The sequence below is a fragment of the Yoonia sp. R78084 genome, from assembly GCF_044595625.1.
Classification (GTDB): domain Bacteria; phylum Pseudomonadota; class Alphaproteobacteria; order Rhodobacterales; family Rhodobacteraceae; genus Yoonia.
The window spans coordinates 379,655-397,814 of sequence record NZ_CP138993.1; the positions used below are offsets into that span (position 1 = coordinate 379,655).

Consider the following 18,160-nt stretch of genomic DNA (forward strand, 5'->3'; position numbering starts at 1 on the left):
GATTCGGTCGTTCGGCTAGACTAGGGGCAGCGCCCCCTAAGGTCTACCACATCAGAGCGACCACAGGATGATCCCTGTGGCCAACGCGGCCACAGTCATGATGCTGGCAAGCATGGTGTAATTGCGGGTTGGTGTGGCCTCGATATCGCGCTCATGAAGGCGCGCATAGGTCTTGCAGGCCTGACTGCGCGCGGACCAAAAGATGGCAATCGCCACGCCCAGAAAGAGACTTGCGACCAGTTTGGCCGCCCACGTCGGTTCAAACGCACCAAAGACGGCCTTGAGGCCGATGGCCACACCGATGGCACCAAGGCCGGTGCCCATCCAGCTTGAGAAGGTGCGCTCATTGGCCATGATCGTGCGGTCTTCTGACCACTCCGTGCGCTTTTCGGCTTGTTCGTTTTTATCGGTCATGGTCTTCAATCTATATGCCGGCCCTGCGATTGCGAGGCTTTGTTGCGGAATTCGTCTTTTGGGGCCCGAGTGCTTGAATTTGTAATCCATAGTTTACCTGTCGGGGGTGGCACAATTGCGATCACGCCGATGCCCGGCAGGACGCGGCATTACTATACGGATTGGCTGCGCCTGATGGATTGGCACCCTGATCTGGTCCTGACGATGACAACGCAGGCTGAGTTGGATCGCAAAGGGGCGGGGACTTTGGGTGCGGACCTTGCCAACGAGGGGGTCGCGTGGCTGCATTTGCCTGTGGCGGATTTTGGTGTGCCTCTGGATATGGATTGGCCCGCGGTGCGCGATCAGGTTCTGGGCACATTGCGCGGCGATGGTCGCGTTCTGGCGCATTGTTTTGGCGGCTGCGGTCGGTCGGGGATGATGGTGCTGCGGTTGATGATTGCGGCGGGCGAAGATGCGGATACGGCTCTGGCGCGGTTGCGGGCCGTGCGCCCATGTGCGGTGGAAACGGATCCGCAGTTGGACTGGGCGTATCAGGGGTAAGGTGGATCTTGATCCACCTTACGTGTTGCGCGGTTTCTTCTTGATCGCCGACTTCACCATCTTGCCAAACTTCCGCGACCGATCCCGCGCTTGCGCAATTGTCTCGGTCGCCTGTTCGTTTTCGCGTTTCAGCTTCTTGAACCGCTTGAGGCGTTCAGGGTCAACCTGACCCGTCGCAATTCCCGCCTGTACGGCACAGCCCGGCTCGCTTTCATGGGCGCAATCACGGAATTTACAGGTTGTAGCCAGTTCCGATATCTCGGGAAATGTCGCGTCGATCCCGTAAGCCACCTCGGCCACGCCAAGGCCGCGCATCCCCGGAGTGTCGATCAACCAGCCACCCGTCGCCATCCGGTGCAGTGACCGCCCCGTCGTTGTATGTCGCCCGCGCGCGTCATCCTCGCGGATGGCCTGTGTTGCGGCATTCCCGCCGGTCAATGCGTTCGCAAGGGTGGTTTTGCCCACGCCGGATGATCCCGCGAGTGCAACGGTCTGCCCCTTTCCACACCAAGGAGCCAGAACAGCCGGGACGTCATCGTTTTTCGCGTCGAGTGCGACGACTTCCAGATTGCGCCCCAAGCTGCGCGCCTGATCGACATAGGTATCAGGATCATCGGTCTGGTCGGCCTTGGTCAACAGGATCACTGGCGTGATCATCGCATCATGGGCAAGCGCCAGATACCGCTCAAGCCGTGCCGGATTGAAATCGTTGTTGCACGATGAGGTGATGAACAGCGTATCAAGGTTGGCTGCAATCAGTTGCTTTTCGCCAGTGTGATATTCGGTGCCGCGTGTCAGTTCGGTTTTGCGATCCAGGATCCGCACGAGCCTGTGCTGTTCCGGCGCGCAAAGCACCCAATCGCCCACGCCGACTTCTGCTGTCGTGATGCCGGGATCAAGTGTCAGTTCAAGCGTGCCGATATCGGAAAAGCCCACAACACGGTCGCGGTGGACCGTAGCGATGCGGGCAGGAGTGAGTGTTTCCAGCTCTTCGATTTCAAGCTGAGACATAAAGAATGGCGACCAGCCGAGGGCGTCGCGTGTCAGATCTGGCAATGAGATATCCTCGTCAAAGGGGGGAAGGATGCTGGCGGTGGGAACCTGCCAGCTGCAACCGGACGAGGGGGCGGAAATGCCTTCAGCGCACCCGGGCCGGGAGAGTGTTTTTTGCGACAATCATAAACATCCTCCTTAGCTGGATGGGTTTGCCTTCAATTTCCTGCACAAATCAAAGGTGAGAGGCTGACAACGACCCAAGCGGGGCTCGTTATGGCTGCTTCCTTCCGGACCTGACCAGGTTGGCGAGGCGCTCGCCCGCGCCAACCTCTCATGGGGGGATATAGGCCTGTTTTGGTCGTTCTGCAAGACGTCAGAAGTTGATGCGATATGCTGCGCGTCCATCTGCTTCCTGCCGGATGTAGGTGACTGGACCCGTGATGTGGCCCCGCGCCTGCGGTGCACTGACAAATGTCGCAGCGGTGTTCGGGATTGGCGCGAAAGCCCAATTGGAGTGCAGCTTTACGGTCACTGATCCTGCGGCCTTGAGGTCTTTGATCAAGATATCACGCAGGGTTTGCCGGGACGTATAGACGATGTCATCGGGTGCGATCTTTGGAAAACCGCCACCGCTTTTTGCGCGAAAGCTGTTGGTGGTCACAATGAAAACATCGCCGTCTTCTACGGTTTTGTCCTGAAAGCGCAACTGCACGATGCGGGTTGCGTTGGGGTCGATCTCTCGCCCTTGGGTGTCAAAACGCGCGGGTTGTGTGAGGTCGATCTGGTAGGACAGGCCAAAGATCGTATCACAATTATAGCCTGCACTTTGCGGGTTGATCAGTGGCTGATCGCTTTGGCCCGGTTGCATGCGGTTGTAATGCGCGGCGGCGCGCTCCAGCCAGAGCCGCAGTTGTTTCCCCGTGCGTCGCACCGCGCAAAGATGATCCGCAAAGGGAAAAATGGCGGCCACATCGCGCAAGGTGATCGGGCCTATGGGGATGTCGATGTAATGCCCAAGCCCGCTCCGCCCGCCAAACCGGAATGACGATGTTGCTGCCAGAACAGGCACGCGCGAACCTTCGAGCGCTGCGCTGACTGCCCGCTGCATCGCCTGCGCGAGGAGCTGTTGACTGAGGTCCGGCTGGATCGTCGCAAAATAGCTGGTGACGGGCACAGTGGTGTGCACCACCGGTTCTTGCATCTGCGCGACGGTTGCTATGTGAGGAGCCGTCACAAGTGCGCGCAGGTCTTGGCACAGTTTGCTCTCGGGGCCATTGCGCAATGAAGCCTTTTCAAGCCGGACCTGATGATCTGTAACCTGCCAGCCATGCGGCTCCCGGCGCAGATCCATTTCAATGACGCCGAATGATTGCGCCCCGAATTCGGCCATCACAGCGGGTTTGCCATTCAGACGACCCCCGGCGAAATCGGCTGGCCCGTTTGTGACAATGCTGGCATCGGGAAAAGCCTCATGGGTGTGGCCGAGCAAGAGCGCGTCAATGCCCGCAACCTGTGCCAGAGGCAGTGCTGCGTTTTCCATGTGTGCGATATTGTCCGCCAAACCGATACCAGAGTGGCAAAGGGCCACAATGACATCGGCACCGGCGTCTTTGACTTGCGGGACGATTTCCTCTGCAGCCAAGCGGATATCAGTTGCATTGAAGGCGGGTTTGCTTTTGTCGCCAGAGCAACCGGCAAACTGTGGCGGCGCGAAACCGATGATGCCAACCTTGATGGGGTATCTGCTGCCGTCATCGCAAAGCACATTCCGCTCCAAAATCGCGAAAGGTTTAACAAGATCGTTGCCATGAAAGGCCGGCACATTGGCGCAAACCACGGGAAACGTGGCCTTTGACAGTACTGTCCGTAAGAACGCTGGCCCGTAGTCAAACTCGTGATTGCCCAGTGTCATGGCATCGTATCGCAACATATTCAGCGCTGCGATCATCGGATGGGTCTGATCGGGCTCCAGGTTTTGCGCAAGAAAATCCGCAAGCGGATTTCCCTGAATGAGATCGCCGTTGTCACACAGGATTGTCGTGACCAAAGGATCGTCCCGCAACGCTGCTATCTGGTCGGCCAGCCTCATCAATCCGGTGGTCGGGTCCTGCCGGTCCGCGAAATAATCATAGTCCAGCAATTGCATGTGCAGGTCTGTTGTCTCAAGCAAACGCAAACGCCCTGACGGGGACTGCACGGCACAGGAACGGGGGCTCTTCATAGCGCAACCTTAGAGTGAAATATCGCGACCGCTACAAGATACGGTCGGAAAAAAATTGTAGTTGTGCAAGGTCCGTGGCATTTCGGCGCAATGAAGATTGCAGAAACGGTTACATTTGGCGGATCGGGCCTTGATCGGGCCGCAGAACTGCGCGGTCAGGCGGATCAGTTGCGGGGGCAGCGCGATGCGCGCGCGATCCTGATGTGGCGCGGCAAACCGATGATTTTGGGTGATGCTTTGGTGCGTCTGCCCCTTGATCACGCAGCGATGGTGGATGCGGCGGCAGACATGATCCTTTTGGGTCGCGACAATGGCGCACTGGTGTTCGCTGCCGATTTTTCGGCGTGGACGCCGGACAATCTGGATGCAGAGACACTGAACACCTTCCTTGACCCGTCCGAGCAGCAACATCCAGCTGTTCCGGACGCCGCTTTTGCGGAGCTTCGGGCGATCATGACCCGCCTGTCGCCCCGTGATGCCGAACTTGCCGCGACAGCCAAGGCGGTGATGGATTGGCACAGGTCGCATCGGTTCTGCGCGCGGTGTGGGGTCGAGAGTGCGATGGCCATGGGTGGCTGGCAGCGCAATTGCGCGGCCTGTGGCGGACATCATTTTCCGCGCACCGATCCGGTCGTCATCATGTTGATCACCCACGGCAATGCCGTGCTGGTCGGACGGTCACCGGGATGGCCCGAAGGGATGTATTCCTTGCTGGCAGGATTTGTGGAACCGGGCGAAACCATCGAGGCGGCGGTGCGCCGCGAGGTCTTTGAAGAAGCCGGCGTGCGCGTGGGCGCTGTATCCTATTTGGCAAGCCAGCCTTGGCCCTTTCCGGCTTCGTTGATGTTCGGCTGCGCGGGTGAGGCGCTGAACAAGGACCTGACGATTGACCCTGATGAAATCGAAGATGCGATATGGGTGACGCGCGAGGAGATGGCCGAAGCCTTTGCAGGCAACCACCCCAAGCTTTTGCCTGCGCGCAAGGGGGCGATTGCGCATTTCCTGCTTCAGGCATGGCTCTCGGACCGGCTAGATTAGAAAGAGGCGAAGGAGACCCCGATGAAGTTGAGCACGCGCGAGGATATCGAGGCGCCCATCTCTTATGTTTACGGGCGCGTCAGCGACTTTGCCGGTTTTGAACGCCGCGCGCTGCGCCAAGGAATCGCGGTAAAGCGACGGTCGGACGCGGCACCCGAGGTTGGCACGACCTGGGACATCGCCTTTGATTTTCGCGGACGGGCGCGCAACGTGCAGGCTGAACTGACCACGCTGGATGTGGACCACGCTATCCGGATCGAGAGCCAGTCAGACGGCCTGAACGCAGATACAGAGATTGAACTGATCCCGCTATCGGCCACACGGACCCGTGTGATGGTGTCGTTCGAATTGAAGGCCAGGACATTGACGGCGCGTCTTGTGCTTCAATCGCTCAAGTTGGCCAAGACCAAGATGACCAAGCGGTTCAAGGCACGCGTGCTTGATTACGCCGAAACCGTCGAGGATGATTACCGGCGCGGTCAGTGATCCGTCTGCCGGATTACGCGCCGCTTGCAACCTTTTCGTGACGTCTGGCCGCAGCAGGATAGACACCCATCACCAGCAGATGGTCGGTGAAATAGCCAAGCTCTTCCATCGCAAGTTTGACGTTGGCGTCGTCTGGATGCCCTTCGATTTCAGCGTAGAACTGTGTCGCCGTAAACTCGCCACCCACCATATAGCTTTCCAGCTTGGTCATGTTGACGCCATTCGTGGCAAAACCACCCATTGCCTTGTACAGTGCGGCGGGGATGTTGCGCACGCGGAACACAAAGCTGGTCATCATCCCCGATGGGCCGCGACGGGTATAGTCGGGTTGGCGTGCCATGATCAAAAACCGCGTGGTGTTGCGCGCATGATCCTCGATATGGCGGGCCAGAACCTTGAGTCCATAGATCTCGGCTGCAAGCTCCGATGCTAGGGCCGCAATGGTGGGGTCATCACCAGTCGCAACCTCGCGCGCTGCGCGGGCGTTGTCTGTGCTGGTGCGAGGTGTAATCCCGTTCGCGCGCAGGAATTCCCCGCACTGTGGCAGGATCACAGGATGGCCGTGGGCCTCTTTGATATCGCCAAGCGATGCGTCTTGCTTACCAAGAAGATTGATATGCACGCGCACAAATGTCTCATCCACGATGTGCAGACCGCTTTCCGGCAAGAGCGAGTGGACGTCTGCAACGCGGCCATAAGTCGAATTCTCGACTGCGATCATGCCAAGATCAGCCGCACCGCTGCGAACCGCGTCGATTGCAGCTTCAAAAGTGGTGCAAGGCAGGGGGTCATAGTCCGGCCGCGCGGTCACGCAGGCTTCGTGCCCATAGGCGCCCAATTCACCCTGAAATGCGATTTTCTGAGACATTCGTGTGTTCTCTGTGCTGTTTCCCCCAAAAAGAGGCATTCGGTCGCGTCTCTATACCTTGCAACCTAGTGTGGGAAGCGGATAGATACCCACGAAACTTTCTACTGAATGGAACGCGACATGTTCGACACAATGACAACGACCAAAATTATCGGCGGTCTATGCAGCACTTTCCTCGTTTTCTTGCTGGGGGCGTGGTTGGCCGAAGAAATCTATCACAGCGGCGGGCACTACGGAGAGCAAGCCTATGTGATCGAGGTCGAAGGCGCTGAAGGCGAAGAAGTTGAAGTTGTCGAAGAGGTGCCGTTCTCGGTGGTCTATGCCTCTGCAAGTGCCGAAGATGGTGAGGCATTGTGGCGCGGCTGCCGGTCTTGCCACGCGCTTGAATCCGGCCAGCACGGCACAGGCCCCGCGCTTTACGGCGTCGTGAACCGTCCGGTCCAGTTTTATGATGATTTCAACTACTCTGGCGCACTTGCCGAAGCGACCGATGTCTGGACCCCAGAGGAACTCAACGCCTTCCTTGAAAACCCACGTGGTTACGCACCGGGTACAGCAATGAGCTATAACGGAATGCGGGCTGTCGAAGACCGTGCGAACCTGATTGCCTATCTCGCAACCATCGGCGGCTAATTACAGCACTGCAGGAAAAGAGAAGGTCGTCCGCTTGGGCGGCCTTTTTTGTTGGAATATTACAGTTTTCTCACCGCGTGTTCACAGAAACTCAACTTGAAACTTTGCCAAACTCTCCATTTACTTCATGTAGTCATGAAACCACGCCTAAAACTCGGAGACACTGATGCAGAAGCCACCCCGTTCAAGTGCCCAAACCAAGGTTCAAACTGCCCATAAGCACCAGCTGCGAAACTGGGCCTTGGGGTCTGTGATTGGCGTGGCCGCACTTTGGGCAGGCAGCGAGGCATTTGCGGATGCACATGAGACAGTCACGGTCAGCCACGGGTACACCAACTTTGGTGAACTAAAGTACGGACCTGACACGGTGCTGGACTATGTGAACCCCGATGCACCCAAGGGCGGTGAGTTCTCGCAATCTGCACAGGGGACCTTTGACAGCTTCAACATCTACACACGCAAGGGCGTCCCTGCTGCCTTGGCCACAATCGGCTACGAATCCATCCTGACGTCGACGCTTGATGATCCTTACGGCGCCTACTGCTATCTTTGCGAAACGCTCGAATATCCCGAAAGCCGTGACTGGGTGATCTTCAACCTGCGCGATGATGTGAAGTTCTGGGACGGGACAACGATGACCGCCGAGGACATCAAGTTCTCGTTCGAGTTGCCTCTGGAGCAGGGGATCACCGAGTATCGTTCTGTCTATTCGCAGTTTATCGAGAGCGTCGAAGTGCTCGATACCCACCGCATACGTTTCAACTTTACGCCAGAGGCGCCGCGCCGTGATGTGGTGACCTGGGCAGGCGGCACATCGGCATGGTCGCAGGCGTGGTTTGAGGCCAACAACGTGCGTCTGGATGAAACCGCTGATGCGCCATTCATGGGGACAGGGCCCTATCGTCTGGATACGGTCGATATCGGACGGCAGATCGTCTACCGCTATGATCCGAACTGGTGGGCTGCCGATCTGCCGATCAACCAGGGCCGCAATAACTTTGAGACAGTTCGCATCGAGTATTTCGCCGACGGCAGTGCGGCGTTTGAGGCCTTCAAGTCCGGCATCTACACTTTCCGCGATGAAAACAGCTCTTTGCAGTGGGCAACAGGCTATGACTTTCCGGCACGCGAGCAAGGCTGGGTGAATGTTGAAGAGCTGCCGGACGGGAACATCGGCACGGGTCAGGGCTTTGTCTTCAATCTCAATCAGGAGAAGTTTCAGGATCAGCGTGTGCGCGAAGCGATCACCTTGATGGTGAACTTCGAATGGATGAATGAAACACTGTTTTATGGTCTGTATGAACGTCCTGAATCGTTCTGGGACAATTCAGACCTCAAGGCCGTGGGCGCGCCATCGCCGGAGGAAATCGCGATCCTCCAGCCGCTGGTCGATGAAGGTCTGCTTGATGCGGCCATCCTGACTGATGAAGCGGTTATTCCACCCGCTTCTAGCACCACGGACCGTCCGCTTGACCGTCGCGCGCTGCGGGCAGCCTCGGCGTTGCTTGATGAGGCGGGCTGGATCACCGGTGATGATGGTTTGCGCCGTAAGGACGGTGAGCTGCTTGAGGTGACGTTCCTTGAACGCTCGCCCCAGTTTGACCGCGTGATCAACCCGATTGTGGAGAACCTCAAACGCCTTGGTGTGGATGCCAAGCTCGAGCGTGTCGACACCTCGCAATTCATTGAACGCCGTCGCGCAGGCACATTCGATATCGTCAATGCCTCGCTCGGGCAGGGGTATGAACCCGGACAGCAACTGGCGCAGTTCTTTGGTTCTGCTGCGGCAGAAGACAGTTCGCGCAACCCGATGCGCCTGAAACTGCCGGCAGCGGACCGTTTGATTGCGGAGATTGTTGCGGCGGAGACATTGGAGGATCTGACAATCCGCACCCGTGCTCTCGATCGCGTGTTGCGCGCTGAACGGTTCTGGATCCCGCAGTGGCAAAAGGGTGTGCACACCGTTGCCTATTATGACATGTACCGTTTCAAAGAGGTGCCGCCACTTGGTTTGGCGCCGCTTGACAACTGGTGGTATGATGCAGAGGCAGGGGCCACGCTGCGCGCCGCCGGTGCGTTCCAGTAAGGTACTGACGTGGGAGCATATATCCTCAGGCGTTTGCTGCTCGTGATTCCGACCCTTCTGGGGATCATGATCATCAACTTTTCGCTGACGCAATTCGTCCCGGGCGGCCCGATCGAACAGATTTTGGCCGAACTCGAGGGCGGCGGTGATGTCTTTGAAGGCATTTCCGGCGGCGGGAGCGAATTGCTTGATAGCGGTGACAGCGACTATATCGGCGGGCGCGGTCTGCCTGCGGATTTCATCGCTGATCTCGAGCGCGAGTTCGGCTTTGACAAACCGCCGCTTGAACGCTTCCTCAACATGATGTGGAACTACATGCGGTTTGACTTCGGCGAGAGCTATTTCCGGTCGATCAGCGTCCTTGATCTGGTGCTGGAAAAAATGCCCGTGTCGATCACCTTGGGGCTTTGGTCGACTTTGATCGCGTATATGATCTCCATCCCGCTGGGGATCAAAAAGGCTGTTAAAGACGGCACGCCTTTTGACACATGGACGTCCGGCGCCATTATCGTGGGCTATGCGATCCCGGGATTTCTGTTCGCGATCCTGCTGATCGTTTTGTTCGCAGGCGGCTCTTATTTCCGCATCTTCCCGTTGCGCGGCCTGACCTCGGCCAATTTCGAAGAGCTGTCGTTGATCGGCAAGATACTGGACTATTTCTGGCACATCACGTTGCCTGTGTTGGCCTCGACGATCTCGGCCTTTGCGACGCTGACCTTGCTGACAAAGAACAGCTTTCTTGATGAGATCAAAAAGCAATATGTGATCACCGCTCGCGCCAAGGGGCTGTCTGAAAGCAAGGTTCTTTACGGCCACGTCTTCCGCAATGCGATGCTGATTGTCATCTCGGGTTTTCCAGCGCTGTTTATCGGCGTGTTTTTTGGCGGGTCGCTGATTATCGAAACGCTCTTCTCGCTCGACGGTTTGGGGCGTTTGGGGTTTGAGGCGGCGGTAGCGCGCGATTACCCCGTTGTATTTGGTACGCTCTTTGCCTTCTCGCTGATTGGTCTGGTTGTGGGGATTTTGACGGATTTGACCTATGTGCTGATCGACCCGCGCATTGATTTCGAGGCGCGGAACTGATGGCAAGACGTCCCTTTCTATCCCCGCTGAACCAGCGCCGTGTGCGAAATTTCCGCCGCAACAGACGGGCGACGTGGTCGCTGATCATCTTTGGTATTCTCTTCGGTCTGTCGCTTTTTGCCGAATTCATCGCCAACGACAAACCGATTGCCGTCAGCTATCGCGGCGAAATCCGCATGCCGATCTTCAGTTTCTATTCCGAGCAGGACTTTGGCGGTGATTTCCCGACCGAGGCCGGATACGGAGAGGTTGAGGTCGATTGCCTGATTGTCACAGGCGGTCTGCAAGAGTGTTTTGATGATCCCGAGACACTTATCGCCGCTGTCGAAGCAGGCGAGACGCTGGATGGTGACTTTCAGGCAGGCTGGATGCTCTGGCCCATTATCCCTTATTCCTACAACACCATCGTGGATGTGGGCGGTGTCGCACCCGCCCCGCCCAGTGCCGATAACTGGCTTGGGACCGATGATACCAAGCGCGACGTGCTTGCGAGGGTGATTTACGGGTTCCGATTATCGGTGACCTTCGCGCTGACTGTGACAGTTGCAGCATCCATCATCGGGATCATGGCGGGTGCTGTGCAGGGGTATTTCGGCGGCTGGACCGATCTGATCTTTCAGCGGTTCATTGAGATCTGGACGGGGATGCCGTCACTTTACGTGATCATCATTGTCTTTGCGATATTGGGGCGAAGTTACTGGCTTCTTGTATTCCTCACAGTGCTGTTTGGCTGGCCCGCCCTTGTGGGTGTTGTGAGGGCCGAGTTCCTGCGTGCGCGCAACCTTGAATATGTCCGTGCGGCCCGTGCCTTAGGCGTGCGCGACCGGACGATCATGTTCCGCCATATGCTGCCCAACGCGATGGTGGCCACGGTGACGATGCTGCCATTCTTGGTGACAGGGGCCATTGGTGGTTTGGCGTCGCTCGATTTCTTGGGCTTCGGCCTGCCATCCTCGGCCCCGTCGCTGGGCGAGATGACCTTGCAAGCCAAACAAAACCTGCAAGCGCCGTGGCTGGGCTTTACCGCCTTCTTTACGTTCGCGATCATGCTGTCGCTTCTGGTGTTCATCTTTGAAGGGGTGCGCGATGCCTTTGATCCGCGCAAGACCTTTGTGGCGGATGGCAACGTGGTGAAGGACGACACGCTTTTTGAGACCGAAGCGGCAAAGGCCCGTGCATCATGACCACGCCGATCCTTGATGTGAAAGATCTGCGCGTTGCTTTCCGGCAGGAAGGTACGCCAACCCATGCGGTAAAAGGTGTGTCCTTTCAGGTGCAAAAGGGTGAAACCGTCGCGATTGTGGGCGAAAGCGGGTCTGGAAAATCCGTAACTGCGCTGTCCACTGTCCAATTGCTCGGCGACAGTGCTGTAATGGCGGGGTCGATCAAATACGCGGGCGAAGAAATGGTCGGCGCGGATGAACGCGCTTTGCGCCGTGTGCGCGGCAATGACATCAGCTTTATCTTCCAAGAGCCGATGACCTCGCTCAATCCGCTACACACGCTGGAAAAGCAGTTGGCCGAGAGTATTGAGCTGCATCAGGGCCTGCGTGGTCCAGCGGTGCGCGCGCGGATCATCGAACTGCTCGAGCGTGTCGGGATCCGCGACGCCGAAAGCCGCCTTGGGTCCTATCCGCATCAGCTTTCCGGTGGGCAGCGTCAACGGGTGATGATCGCGATGGCGCTGGCGAATGGGCCTGAGTTGCTGATTGCGGATGAACCGACGACGGCGCTGGACGTGACCATTCAGGCGCAGATTCTGGACCTGCTGACGGATCTGAAACGTGACGCAGGCATGTCGATGCTGTTCATCACCCATGACCTGACGATCGTGCGCAAGATCGCCGATAGGGTCTGCGTGATGAAAGACGGGCTGATCGTGGAAACGGGGCCGACAGCGGAATTGTTTGCGCACCCGCAGCACCCTTATACGCAGATGCTCTTGGCTGCGGAATCAACCGGAGCCCCGGCACCGGTGCAACCGGATGCACCCGTGATTTTGGAAACAGTGCAGGCACGCATCTGGTTCCCGATCCAACGTGGTTTGCTGAAACGGACGGTGGGGCATGTCAAAGCGGTAAATGACGCGACCCTGACGGTGCGCGCGGGTGAAACCTTGGGTGTTGTAGGGGAAAGCGGATCGGGAAAGACCACTCTGGCGCTCGCGGTCATGCGGTTGATCAGCTCGGAAGGGCGGATCGCCTTTCGTGGCGCGGATATCCAGCACCTTAACCAACGCCAGATGCGGCCTTTGCGCAGTGACATGCAGATTGTGTTTCAAGACCCATATGGCTCGCTCAGCCCGCGGATGACGGTGGCTGAAATTATCGCCGAAGGCCTTGGGGTGCACGGGGTGGAACCCGGACGTGACCGCCGTGATATGGTTGGGGAAATCATGGCCGAAGTGGGCCTCGATCCGGCACTGATGGATCGTTACCCGCATGAGTTTTCAGGTGGCCAGCGTCAGCGGATCGCGATTGCGCGGGCGATGATCCTGCGGCCCAAACTGCTGATCCTTGATGAACCGACCTCGGCGCTGGATATGACAGTACAGGTGCAGATCGTGCATTTGCTGCGTGAATTGCAGCAGAAATATGCGCTGGCCTATCTGTTTATCAGTCACGACCTGAAGGTTGTGCGCGCGCTGTCCCATAAGGTGATGGTGATGAAACAGGGCGATGTCGTCGAGGCAGGTGATGCCGATGCGATCTTTGACGCGCCGCAGACCGAATATACGCGCGCGCTGATGGCCGCGGCTTTCGAAGGTAAGGTTGCCTGAGAAAAGTGATACCGTCGTGACTGGCGACCGCGTGGGATAGCAGAACTGTCCCTTCCTGCGCGGACGGAGACGCTTGATCCCTCCCGCCATTCTCAATTAGCGAACAGCGGCGTCCAGCTTTGCTGCGCAAATGAAATCGTTCTCTGACAAACGACCCAGTTCATGCGACGTGAATGTGACGTGGCAATAGCCCCATCCAAAAGCAATATCTGCATGATGCCCCTCTTTGTCACTGATGAAGGCGGCGAGGTTGGCCATATAGACCGCCTTTGCAAATGCCTTGAAGGTGAATTTCCGAGACAGGCTTTCCGCTTTTTCGTCCATGTGCCATGCGGGATCAAGCTTGGCTTTGAGTGCTGCAATCTGCGCATCGCTCAGTGGTGGCACCCAGCCCTCGCAGGCCGCGCAGCTCTTTGCCGTTAAATCATTCACTGACATTTGTCTTTTCCGGATATGTCGGCGCATGCAGACCGAGGGATCGGGCGTTTGCAATATCGGCGAGCAGGTCGCGCTGACATGTCTCAAGCAGTTGGTCGACGCTCTCCAGCACAAAGTAGATCGGTTGATTGATGTCGATCCGGTAAGGCGTGCGTAAAATGTCGATCACCTCAAATGGCTTGCGCACGACCGATGATTCATGGATTGCGTGGCCCAGCTCACTTGGTGAAGATGCAAGGCCTGATCCCAGCGCTTTGATCGTTTCGCCCTCTTGGATCAATCCAAACTCAACGGTAAACCAGTATAGCCGGATCAACCACGCATAATCGGCCTTATCGCACACGAAGCCCGTTTTGCCGATAAACTGCGAAAACTTGGCAAACCGCGCGTCGGTCAGCAACGGCGTATGCCCATAGATTTCGTGGAAAATATCAGGCTCTTCGATATAGTCGAAACTCTCGCGATCACGGATAAAAGATGCCGCAGGGAATGTGCATTCGGATAGCATTTTGAAAAACCGAGAAAAGCCGATCAAGGCGGGAACAGGTTCTACTTTCCAGCCCGTCAAATCAGTCAGAACCTGCGAAACCTCGACACATTGCGGTACGCGGTCTGTGGGCAGGTTAAGCTTCTTTTGGCCCTCAAGAAACGCCCGCGCGGCAAGAGCATTCACACTCGGTTGCTGCTGTGCGACCAGATCACGCCATACGGCATTCTCGGCGTCTGAATATACGATGATCCCGTTTTCATCGGGTTGCTTAGCGACATATTTGGTATCTTTCGGCATCTTTGACCTCACGCTTTGCTTGAGGCATGATGGTGTGAGAATGCAGAATAAAGTTACCTAAGAGTACTAATATGGGCCAATATGGGACAAATTTTTTTGATAAACATATGGATTGAGGCAAATCATGCTTGATACATTTGAGCGGCTTATTCTGAAAGTCCTGCAGCGCAATGGACGCGCGAGTACGCATGAGTTGTCAGAGGCAGTGGGCCTTTCTCCATCGCCTTGCTGGCGACGCATGAAGCGATTGGAGGAGGACGGCTATATTTTGCGGTACGCAGCGATTCTGGACAGTAAAAAGCTCGGGTTGAATGCATTTGCGCATGTCCAAGTTTCGCTTGTTGATCACAGCGAAGCCACGATCAGAGCATTCGAGGCCTTTATCGAACGTGACCAACATGTGTTGGAGTGTGCGTCGATAACCGGTGACTTCGACTTTATTCTCAAGATCGCAGCGAAAGATCCGGAAGCGCTGGAGCAATTCATCATGCAACAAATTCTCCGCCTTGGTGTGGTTCGTACAACCACGACCAACTTTATTCTCCGTCAAATGAAAGTGTCCGGCGGGCTTCCCATTGACGTCTAGGCGGTGTTTTTGAAATCACCCAACCCGGCACTGGTTCGCGCCAACGTCAATCTGGTGTGTAAGGGACGAACAGTGGCGCTGTGACCGTGTCCTACCCTTCTGATCCGATCATGAAGCACGTGGTTCCGCGCGCCTGCAACCTGCGACAGGCCAGATCCGCCCCTTCACGGGTCAGCCCCATAAAGTTCGCGTCAAAGCCGCCAGACCGCTGCACCACGCGCCGGAGCGAGCCGTCAAGCGCGCTCATTTCGTTGAGTGCAACCCGCAGCAGGACCCGTTCCGCGTCATGACGGGTGTTATACCGTCCCACATTGACACCCCAATGCCGCCCTCCGGACGTCGAGATGCGTGTCACAACCTCTGGTCCTGTGTCTGTGATGGCAGTTTGGGGTGTCAAAGCGGCAACCTGTGTCGGTGGTGAGGGGCGAGGGACAGGTGTGACCGCGGGAACAGCGTTCGCAATGACTTGCGTGGGTGGTGCTGTTGGGGTTGAGGCACCGAGCGCTTCGGCGAGTGCCGCATTGACCGTATCGGCGATGGCTGCGTTGATCACATCGGTATCAACGGCAGCTACAAGGATTTCTTCGGAAACCGGCGCACTTGTCGGGCGCGCAACGGGGCGGATACTCCGCGTGACCAGACCGCTGACGCGGACGATCTTGCCGGGGTTTGCCTGCCCGCCACCATCCGAGCTTGAAAGCATCGGCGCCGGTGGGTTCGGGCGACGGATCGTCGCACGAGATGGTGCACGGTTAAAGCCCATGTCCATCAGTTCGGTGATCCGCGCATTACGGGCTGATGTGGACGATCCACCAAAGACGGTCGCGATAATACGTTCCTGACCGCGCTGCGCCGAGGCGACAAGGTTAAAGCCGGCGGCACGGGTATAACCCGTCTTGATACCGTCCCCGCCTTCATAGCTATCCAGCCAGCGACGGTTCGTGTGGCGGACGGTGGCCACGCCTGCATCGGCAGAGCGGCGGGAGAAAAGATTATAGTACTGCGGGAAATCATAAATCACGTGACGGCCCAGCACGGTCATATCGCGCGCAGTCGACAAATGGCCGGATTGGGTCAGCCCGTGGGCGTTGAGAAAGTTTGTGTCGCGCATCCCCATGGCGCGGGCGGTGCGGTTCATGCGTGTGGCAAAGGCCGCTTCAGAGCCCGATATCGCTTCGCCAATCGCTGTGGCGGCATCATTTGCGGATTTGACAGCAGCGGCACGCAACAAAAAGCGCAGGGCAATCGTTTGCCCTTCGCGCAGCCCCAATTTTGACGGGGGTTCGGATGCTGCAAGACGACTGATGCGGACAGGGGTATCGAGCGTGATCTCGCCGCGCTCGATTGCCTGAAAGGCAACATAGAGCGTCATCATCTTGGTCAGGGATGCGGGATGCAATGGCGTATCGGCATTGCGCGAATGCAAGACTTCACCCGTTCGCGCATCCATCACCATGGCCGCGTATGGTGCTGCGGCCGCACGGATCGGTGCGACCAGTACGCATACCAGAATTATGCATAGAAATAGCCCGCTGAGGGCCCGCTGTCCCAGACGACTTGTCACGTCGCTTGCCTCTTTTTCTGCCTCAATGACCCCGGATTTTTCCGGTGGTCTTATTGTTATAAGCAAAGGCTAGCATAAGTCGCGTTTTCAGAAAATACCCTAAATTCAAAGACTTTTCCGACGCTTCTCGCCTATACTCGCAACATGTAGTAAGGTGGCGCGATCATGGCGCAAGATAGCTGATTTTCCCGTCTTTCACGGCATGTTATTGATTGTGACAGATGGGGTTTTCATGCCCCACCTGTGCCTTATATATAACGCCAAGCACACAGGGCGGATGGAATGCGCAAAGAGTTTTACATGATGGCTGACAAAAAGGGAGACGACGACGGAAATGTCGGCGTAGCACTTGAGACAAAGCCCAAGACCAAGCGCCCGCCCATGTATAAGGTTCTGATCCTGAACGATGATTTCACGCCGATGGAATTTGTCGTCCATGTCTTGGAACGTTTCTTCGGCCTTTCGCATGCGCAGGCCTTTGAACTGATGTTGACGGTGCACAAGAAGGGTGTCGCCGTTGTCGGCGTCTTCAGTCATGAGATCGCCGAAACCAAAGTTGCGCAGGTGATGGATTTTGCCCAGCGGCATCAACATCCCCTCCAATGTACGATGGAGAAAGAATAGCCTCGTCGCTATTCGCACCCCCAGATGTCCCAGTCCCGTCTCAGCACCGCTATCGCAGATGGCATGATCGCGTTGCCTTCGGGCAACATTTCCCTGATGCGCCCATCAGCAACCTATGATGTCTCTGCCCTGCCGCGCGATGATATCCGCATTGTGCACGGGTTTTATCCCGATGTCGCTGCGTGGCAGGCTGCCGGCTATGACGTCCGCCAGGATTTGCAGCAGAGCGCTGTCGCTATCGTCGTTGTGCCACGCTCCAAAGCGCTGGCGCGCGCGATGGTCGCGGAGGCCTGCGCCAAGGCCGAGTTTGTGATCGTGGACGGGCAAAAGACCGATGGCGTGGATAGTCTGTTCAAATCCTGCCGCAAGATTTTGGGCGACCTGCCCTCTATCCCCAAGGGCCACGGGCGGATTTTCTGGTTCGCTGCGACAGATGCTTTTGCCGCTTGGACAGCCCCTGCACCTGCCAAAGGCCCGCACGGCTATTTCACATCTGCCGGTGTGTTCTCGGACGGTGCTGTTGATGCGGGCTCGGCCCTTCTGGCCGAGGCGCTTCCTGCCAAGCTGCCTGCGCGCATGGCTGATCTGGGTGCTGGCTGGGGGTATCTGGCCGCACCCGTTCTGGCGCGCGACGGGGTGAAATCGCTTGATCTGATCGAGGCCGAGGCGCTGTCTTTGCAATGCGCCAAGCTGAATGTCAGCGACCCGCGCGTCCATTTCCATTGGGCAGATGCGACGCAGTTTGACGGATCCGGCTACGATGGCATCGTGATGAACCCCCCGTTTCACACTTCCCGCGCCTCTGATCCGAGCCTTGGGCGCAGCTTTATCCAAGCGGCGGCCCGCCTGCTTGCCCCGCATGGCAAACTCTGGATGGTTGCCAACCGCCATTTGCCTTATGAGGCGACCCTGACCGAATGTTTCCGCAATGTGGACATGATTGCGGGTAATGGTGCATTCAAAATATTCCACGCCAATCGGCCACAGCGCTGAGCGGATCAAGGGAGAGCAAAG

Annotated in this window: 18 protein-coding genes and 1 other RNA gene; 11 read left to right on the top strand and 8 right to left on the bottom strand. The window is 57.2% G+C overall.

Going from position 1 to position 18,160, the window contains the following annotated elements; genetic code table 11:
• Positions 1-51: 51 nt before the first annotated feature.
• Positions 52-414: a YidH family protein gene (locus SJY29_RS02005; RefSeq protein WP_400086179.1), complete on the bottom strand. Its 363-nt coding sequence runs from the start codon at positions 412-414 to the stop codon at positions 52-54.
• Positions 415-483: 69 nt separating this feature from the next.
• Here SJY29_RS02005 and SJY29_RS02010 point away from each other — a divergent pair, with 69 nt between their 5' ends.
• Complete coding sequence (locus SJY29_RS02010) at positions 484-957, top strand: protein phosphatase (RefSeq protein WP_400086182.1); 474 nt, start codon at positions 484-486, stop codon at positions 955-957.
• A gap of 18 nt (positions 958-975) precedes the next feature.
• Here SJY29_RS02010 and rsgA read toward each other — a convergent pair whose 3' ends face one another.
• From rsgA to SJY29_RS02025, 3 genes are all read right to left on the bottom strand, one after another.
• Positions 976-2,013: a ribosome small subunit-dependent GTPase A gene (rsgA, locus tag SJY29_RS02015; protein WP_400086185.1), complete on the bottom strand. Its 1,038-nt coding sequence runs from the start codon at positions 2,011-2,013 to the stop codon at positions 976-978.
• A gap of 176 nt (positions 2,014-2,189) precedes the next feature.
• An RNA gene (gene ffs, locus SJY29_RS02020) (signal recognition particle sRNA small type) lies at positions 2,190-2,287 on the bottom strand.
• A 39-nt stretch (positions 2,288-2,326) separates the two neighbouring features.
• Positions 2,327-4,174, bottom strand: a complete 1,848-nt coding sequence (locus tag SJY29_RS02025) for a bifunctional 2',3'-cyclic-nucleotide 2'-phosphodiesterase/3'-nucleotidase (protein ID WP_400086188.1) — start codon at positions 4,172-4,174, stop codon at positions 2,327-2,329.
• Between the two features lie 90 nt (positions 4,175-4,264).
• Between SJY29_RS02025 and nudC the strand changes: the two genes are divergently transcribed.
• Complete coding sequence (gene nudC, locus SJY29_RS02030; protein ID WP_400086190.1) at positions 4,265-5,212, top strand: NAD(+) diphosphatase; 948 nt, start codon at positions 4,265-4,267, stop codon at positions 5,210-5,212.
• A gap of 21 nt (positions 5,213-5,233) precedes the next feature.
• Positions 5,234-5,698: an SRPBCC family protein gene (locus SJY29_RS02035; protein WP_400086193.1), complete on the top strand. Its 465-nt coding sequence runs from the start codon at positions 5,234-5,236 to the stop codon at positions 5,696-5,698.
• Between the two features lie 13 nt (positions 5,699-5,711).
• Here the strand turns inward: SJY29_RS02035 and SJY29_RS02040 are convergent, their stop codons facing one another.
• Entirely contained in the window at positions 5,712-6,566 is an 855-nt protein-coding gene (locus tag SJY29_RS02040) for a prephenate dehydratase (RefSeq protein WP_400086196.1), read from the bottom strand.
• A gap of 120 nt (positions 6,567-6,686) precedes the next feature.
• Between SJY29_RS02040 and SJY29_RS02045 the strand changes: the two genes are divergently transcribed.
• The 5 genes from SJY29_RS02045 (at position 6,687) to SJY29_RS02065 (ending at position 13,147) form a co-directional block, all read left to right on the top strand.
• Positions 6,687-7,199 (top strand): c-type cytochrome, encoded by a 513-nt coding sequence (locus tag SJY29_RS02045; protein ID WP_400086198.1) that lies wholly within the window; start codon positions 6,687-6,689, stop codon positions 7,197-7,199.
• A gap of 166 nt (positions 7,200-7,365) precedes the next feature.
• Positions 7,366-9,285: an extracellular solute-binding protein gene (locus tag SJY29_RS02050; RefSeq protein WP_400086201.1), complete on the top strand. Its 1,920-nt coding sequence runs from the start codon at positions 7,366-7,368 to the stop codon at positions 9,283-9,285.
• Positions 9,286-9,294: 9 nt separating this feature from the next.
• The gene (locus tag SJY29_RS02055) at positions 9,295-10,368 is read left to right on the top strand and encodes a microcin C ABC transporter permease YejB (RefSeq protein WP_400086204.1); all 1,074 of its coding nucleotides are present in this window, start codon (positions 9,295-9,297) and stop codon (positions 10,366-10,368) included.
• Positions 10,368-11,552, top strand: coding sequence for an ABC transporter permease (locus SJY29_RS02060; RefSeq protein ID WP_400086206.1), 1,185 nt, complete (start codon positions 10,368-10,370; stop codon positions 11,550-11,552). The genes SJY29_RS02055 and SJY29_RS02060 overlap by 1 nt, the downstream gene beginning before the upstream one ends.
• Positions 11,549-13,147, top strand: a complete 1,599-nt coding sequence (locus SJY29_RS02065) for an ABC transporter ATP-binding protein (RefSeq protein WP_400086209.1) — start codon at positions 11,549-11,551, stop codon at positions 13,145-13,147. Before SJY29_RS02060 ends, SJY29_RS02065 begins: the two co-directional genes overlap by 4 nt.
• A gap of 96 nt (positions 13,148-13,243) precedes the next feature.
• On the opposite strand, the gene SJY29_RS02070 is transcribed toward SJY29_RS02065, so the two are convergent.
• Positions 13,244-13,579 carry a 4a-hydroxytetrahydrobiopterin dehydratase gene (locus SJY29_RS02070; RefSeq protein ID WP_400086212.1) on the bottom strand — a complete coding sequence of 112 codons (336 nt, stop codon included), beginning with the start codon at positions 13,577-13,579 and terminating at the stop codon, positions 13,244-13,246.
• On the bottom strand, positions 13,572-14,372 hold the full coding sequence (locus SJY29_RS02075) for a phenylalanine 4-monooxygenase (RefSeq protein WP_400086214.1): 801 nt from the start codon (positions 14,370-14,372) through the stop codon (positions 13,572-13,574). The genes SJY29_RS02070 and SJY29_RS02075 overlap by 8 nt, the downstream gene beginning before the upstream one ends.
• A 124-nt stretch (positions 14,373-14,496) precedes the next feature.
• On the opposite strand from SJY29_RS02075, the gene SJY29_RS02080 reads away from it, so the two are divergent.
• Positions 14,497-14,958 carry an Lrp/AsnC family transcriptional regulator gene (locus tag SJY29_RS02080; RefSeq protein ID WP_400086216.1) on the top strand — a complete coding sequence of 154 codons (462 nt, stop codon included), beginning with the start codon at positions 14,497-14,499 and terminating at the stop codon, positions 14,956-14,958.
• Between the two features lie 91 nt (positions 14,959-15,049).
• On the opposite strand, the gene SJY29_RS02085 is transcribed toward SJY29_RS02080, so the two are convergent.
• Positions 15,050-16,522 (bottom strand): serine hydrolase, encoded by a 1,473-nt coding sequence (locus tag SJY29_RS02085; protein WP_400086219.1) that lies wholly within the window; start codon positions 16,520-16,522, stop codon positions 15,050-15,052.
• A 282-nt stretch (positions 16,523-16,804) separates the two neighbouring features.
• Here SJY29_RS02085 and clpS point away from each other — a divergent pair, with 282 nt between their 5' ends.
• Together clpS and SJY29_RS02095 are read left to right on the top strand one after the other, a co-directional pair.
• Positions 16,805-17,146: an ATP-dependent Clp protease adapter ClpS gene (clpS, locus tag SJY29_RS02090; RefSeq protein ID WP_055294056.1), complete on the top strand. Its 342-nt coding sequence runs from the start codon at positions 16,805-16,807 to the stop codon at positions 17,144-17,146.
• A gap of 24 nt (positions 17,147-17,170) precedes the next feature.
• Positions 17,171-18,139: a class I SAM-dependent methyltransferase gene (locus SJY29_RS02095; RefSeq protein WP_400086222.1), complete on the top strand. Its 969-nt coding sequence runs from the start codon at positions 17,171-17,173 to the stop codon at positions 18,137-18,139.
• Positions 18,140-18,160 lie beyond the last annotated feature (21 nt).

What these genes read in the sequence shown, in the direction of transcription:
- SJY29_RS02005 (WP_400086179.1), bottom strand. Translation starts at nt 414, where the DNA reads ATGACCGATAAAAACGAACAAGCCGAAAAGCGCACGGAGTGGTCAGAA.
- SJY29_RS02025 (WP_400086188.1), bottom strand. Translation starts at nt 4,174, where the DNA reads ATGAAGAGCCCCCGTTCCTGTGCCGTGCAGTCCCCGTCAGGGCGTTTG.
- nudC (WP_400086190.1), top strand. Translation starts at nt 4,265, where the DNA reads ATGAAGATTGCAGAAACGGTTACATTTGGCGGATCGGGCCTTGATCGG.
- SJY29_RS02035 (WP_400086193.1), top strand. Translation starts at nt 5,234, where the DNA reads ATGAAGTTGAGCACGCGCGAGGATATCGAGGCGCCCATCTCTTATGTT.
- SJY29_RS02040 (WP_400086196.1), bottom strand. Translation starts at nt 6,566, where the DNA reads ATGTCTCAGAAAATCGCATTTCAGGGTGAATTGGGCGCCTATGGGCAC.
- SJY29_RS02045 (WP_400086198.1), top strand. Translation starts at nt 6,687, where the DNA reads ATGTTCGACACAATGACAACGACCAAAATTATCGGCGGTCTATGCAGC.
- SJY29_RS02050 (WP_400086201.1), top strand. Translation starts at nt 7,366, where the DNA reads ATGCAGAAGCCACCCCGTTCAAGTGCCCAAACCAAGGTTCAAACTGCC.
- SJY29_RS02060 (WP_400086206.1), top strand. Translation starts at nt 10,368, where the DNA reads ATGGCAAGACGTCCCTTTCTATCCCCGCTGAACCAGCGCCGTGTGCGA.
- SJY29_RS02065 (WP_400086209.1), top strand. Translation starts at nt 11,549, where the DNA reads ATGACCACGCCGATCCTTGATGTGAAAGATCTGCGCGTTGCTTTCCGG.
- SJY29_RS02075 (WP_400086214.1), bottom strand. Translation starts at nt 14,372, where the DNA reads ATGCCGAAAGATACCAAATATGTCGCTAAGCAACCCGATGAAAACGGG.
- SJY29_RS02080 (WP_400086216.1), top strand. Translation starts at nt 14,497, where the DNA reads ATGCTTGATACATTTGAGCGGCTTATTCTGAAAGTCCTGCAGCGCAAT.
- clpS (WP_055294056.1), top strand. Translation starts at nt 16,805, where the DNA reads ATGCGCAAAGAGTTTTACATGATGGCTGACAAAAAGGGAGACGACGAC.
- SJY29_RS02095 (WP_400086222.1), top strand. Translation starts at nt 17,171, where the DNA reads ATGTCCCAGTCCCGTCTCAGCACCGCTATCGCAGATGGCATGATCGCG.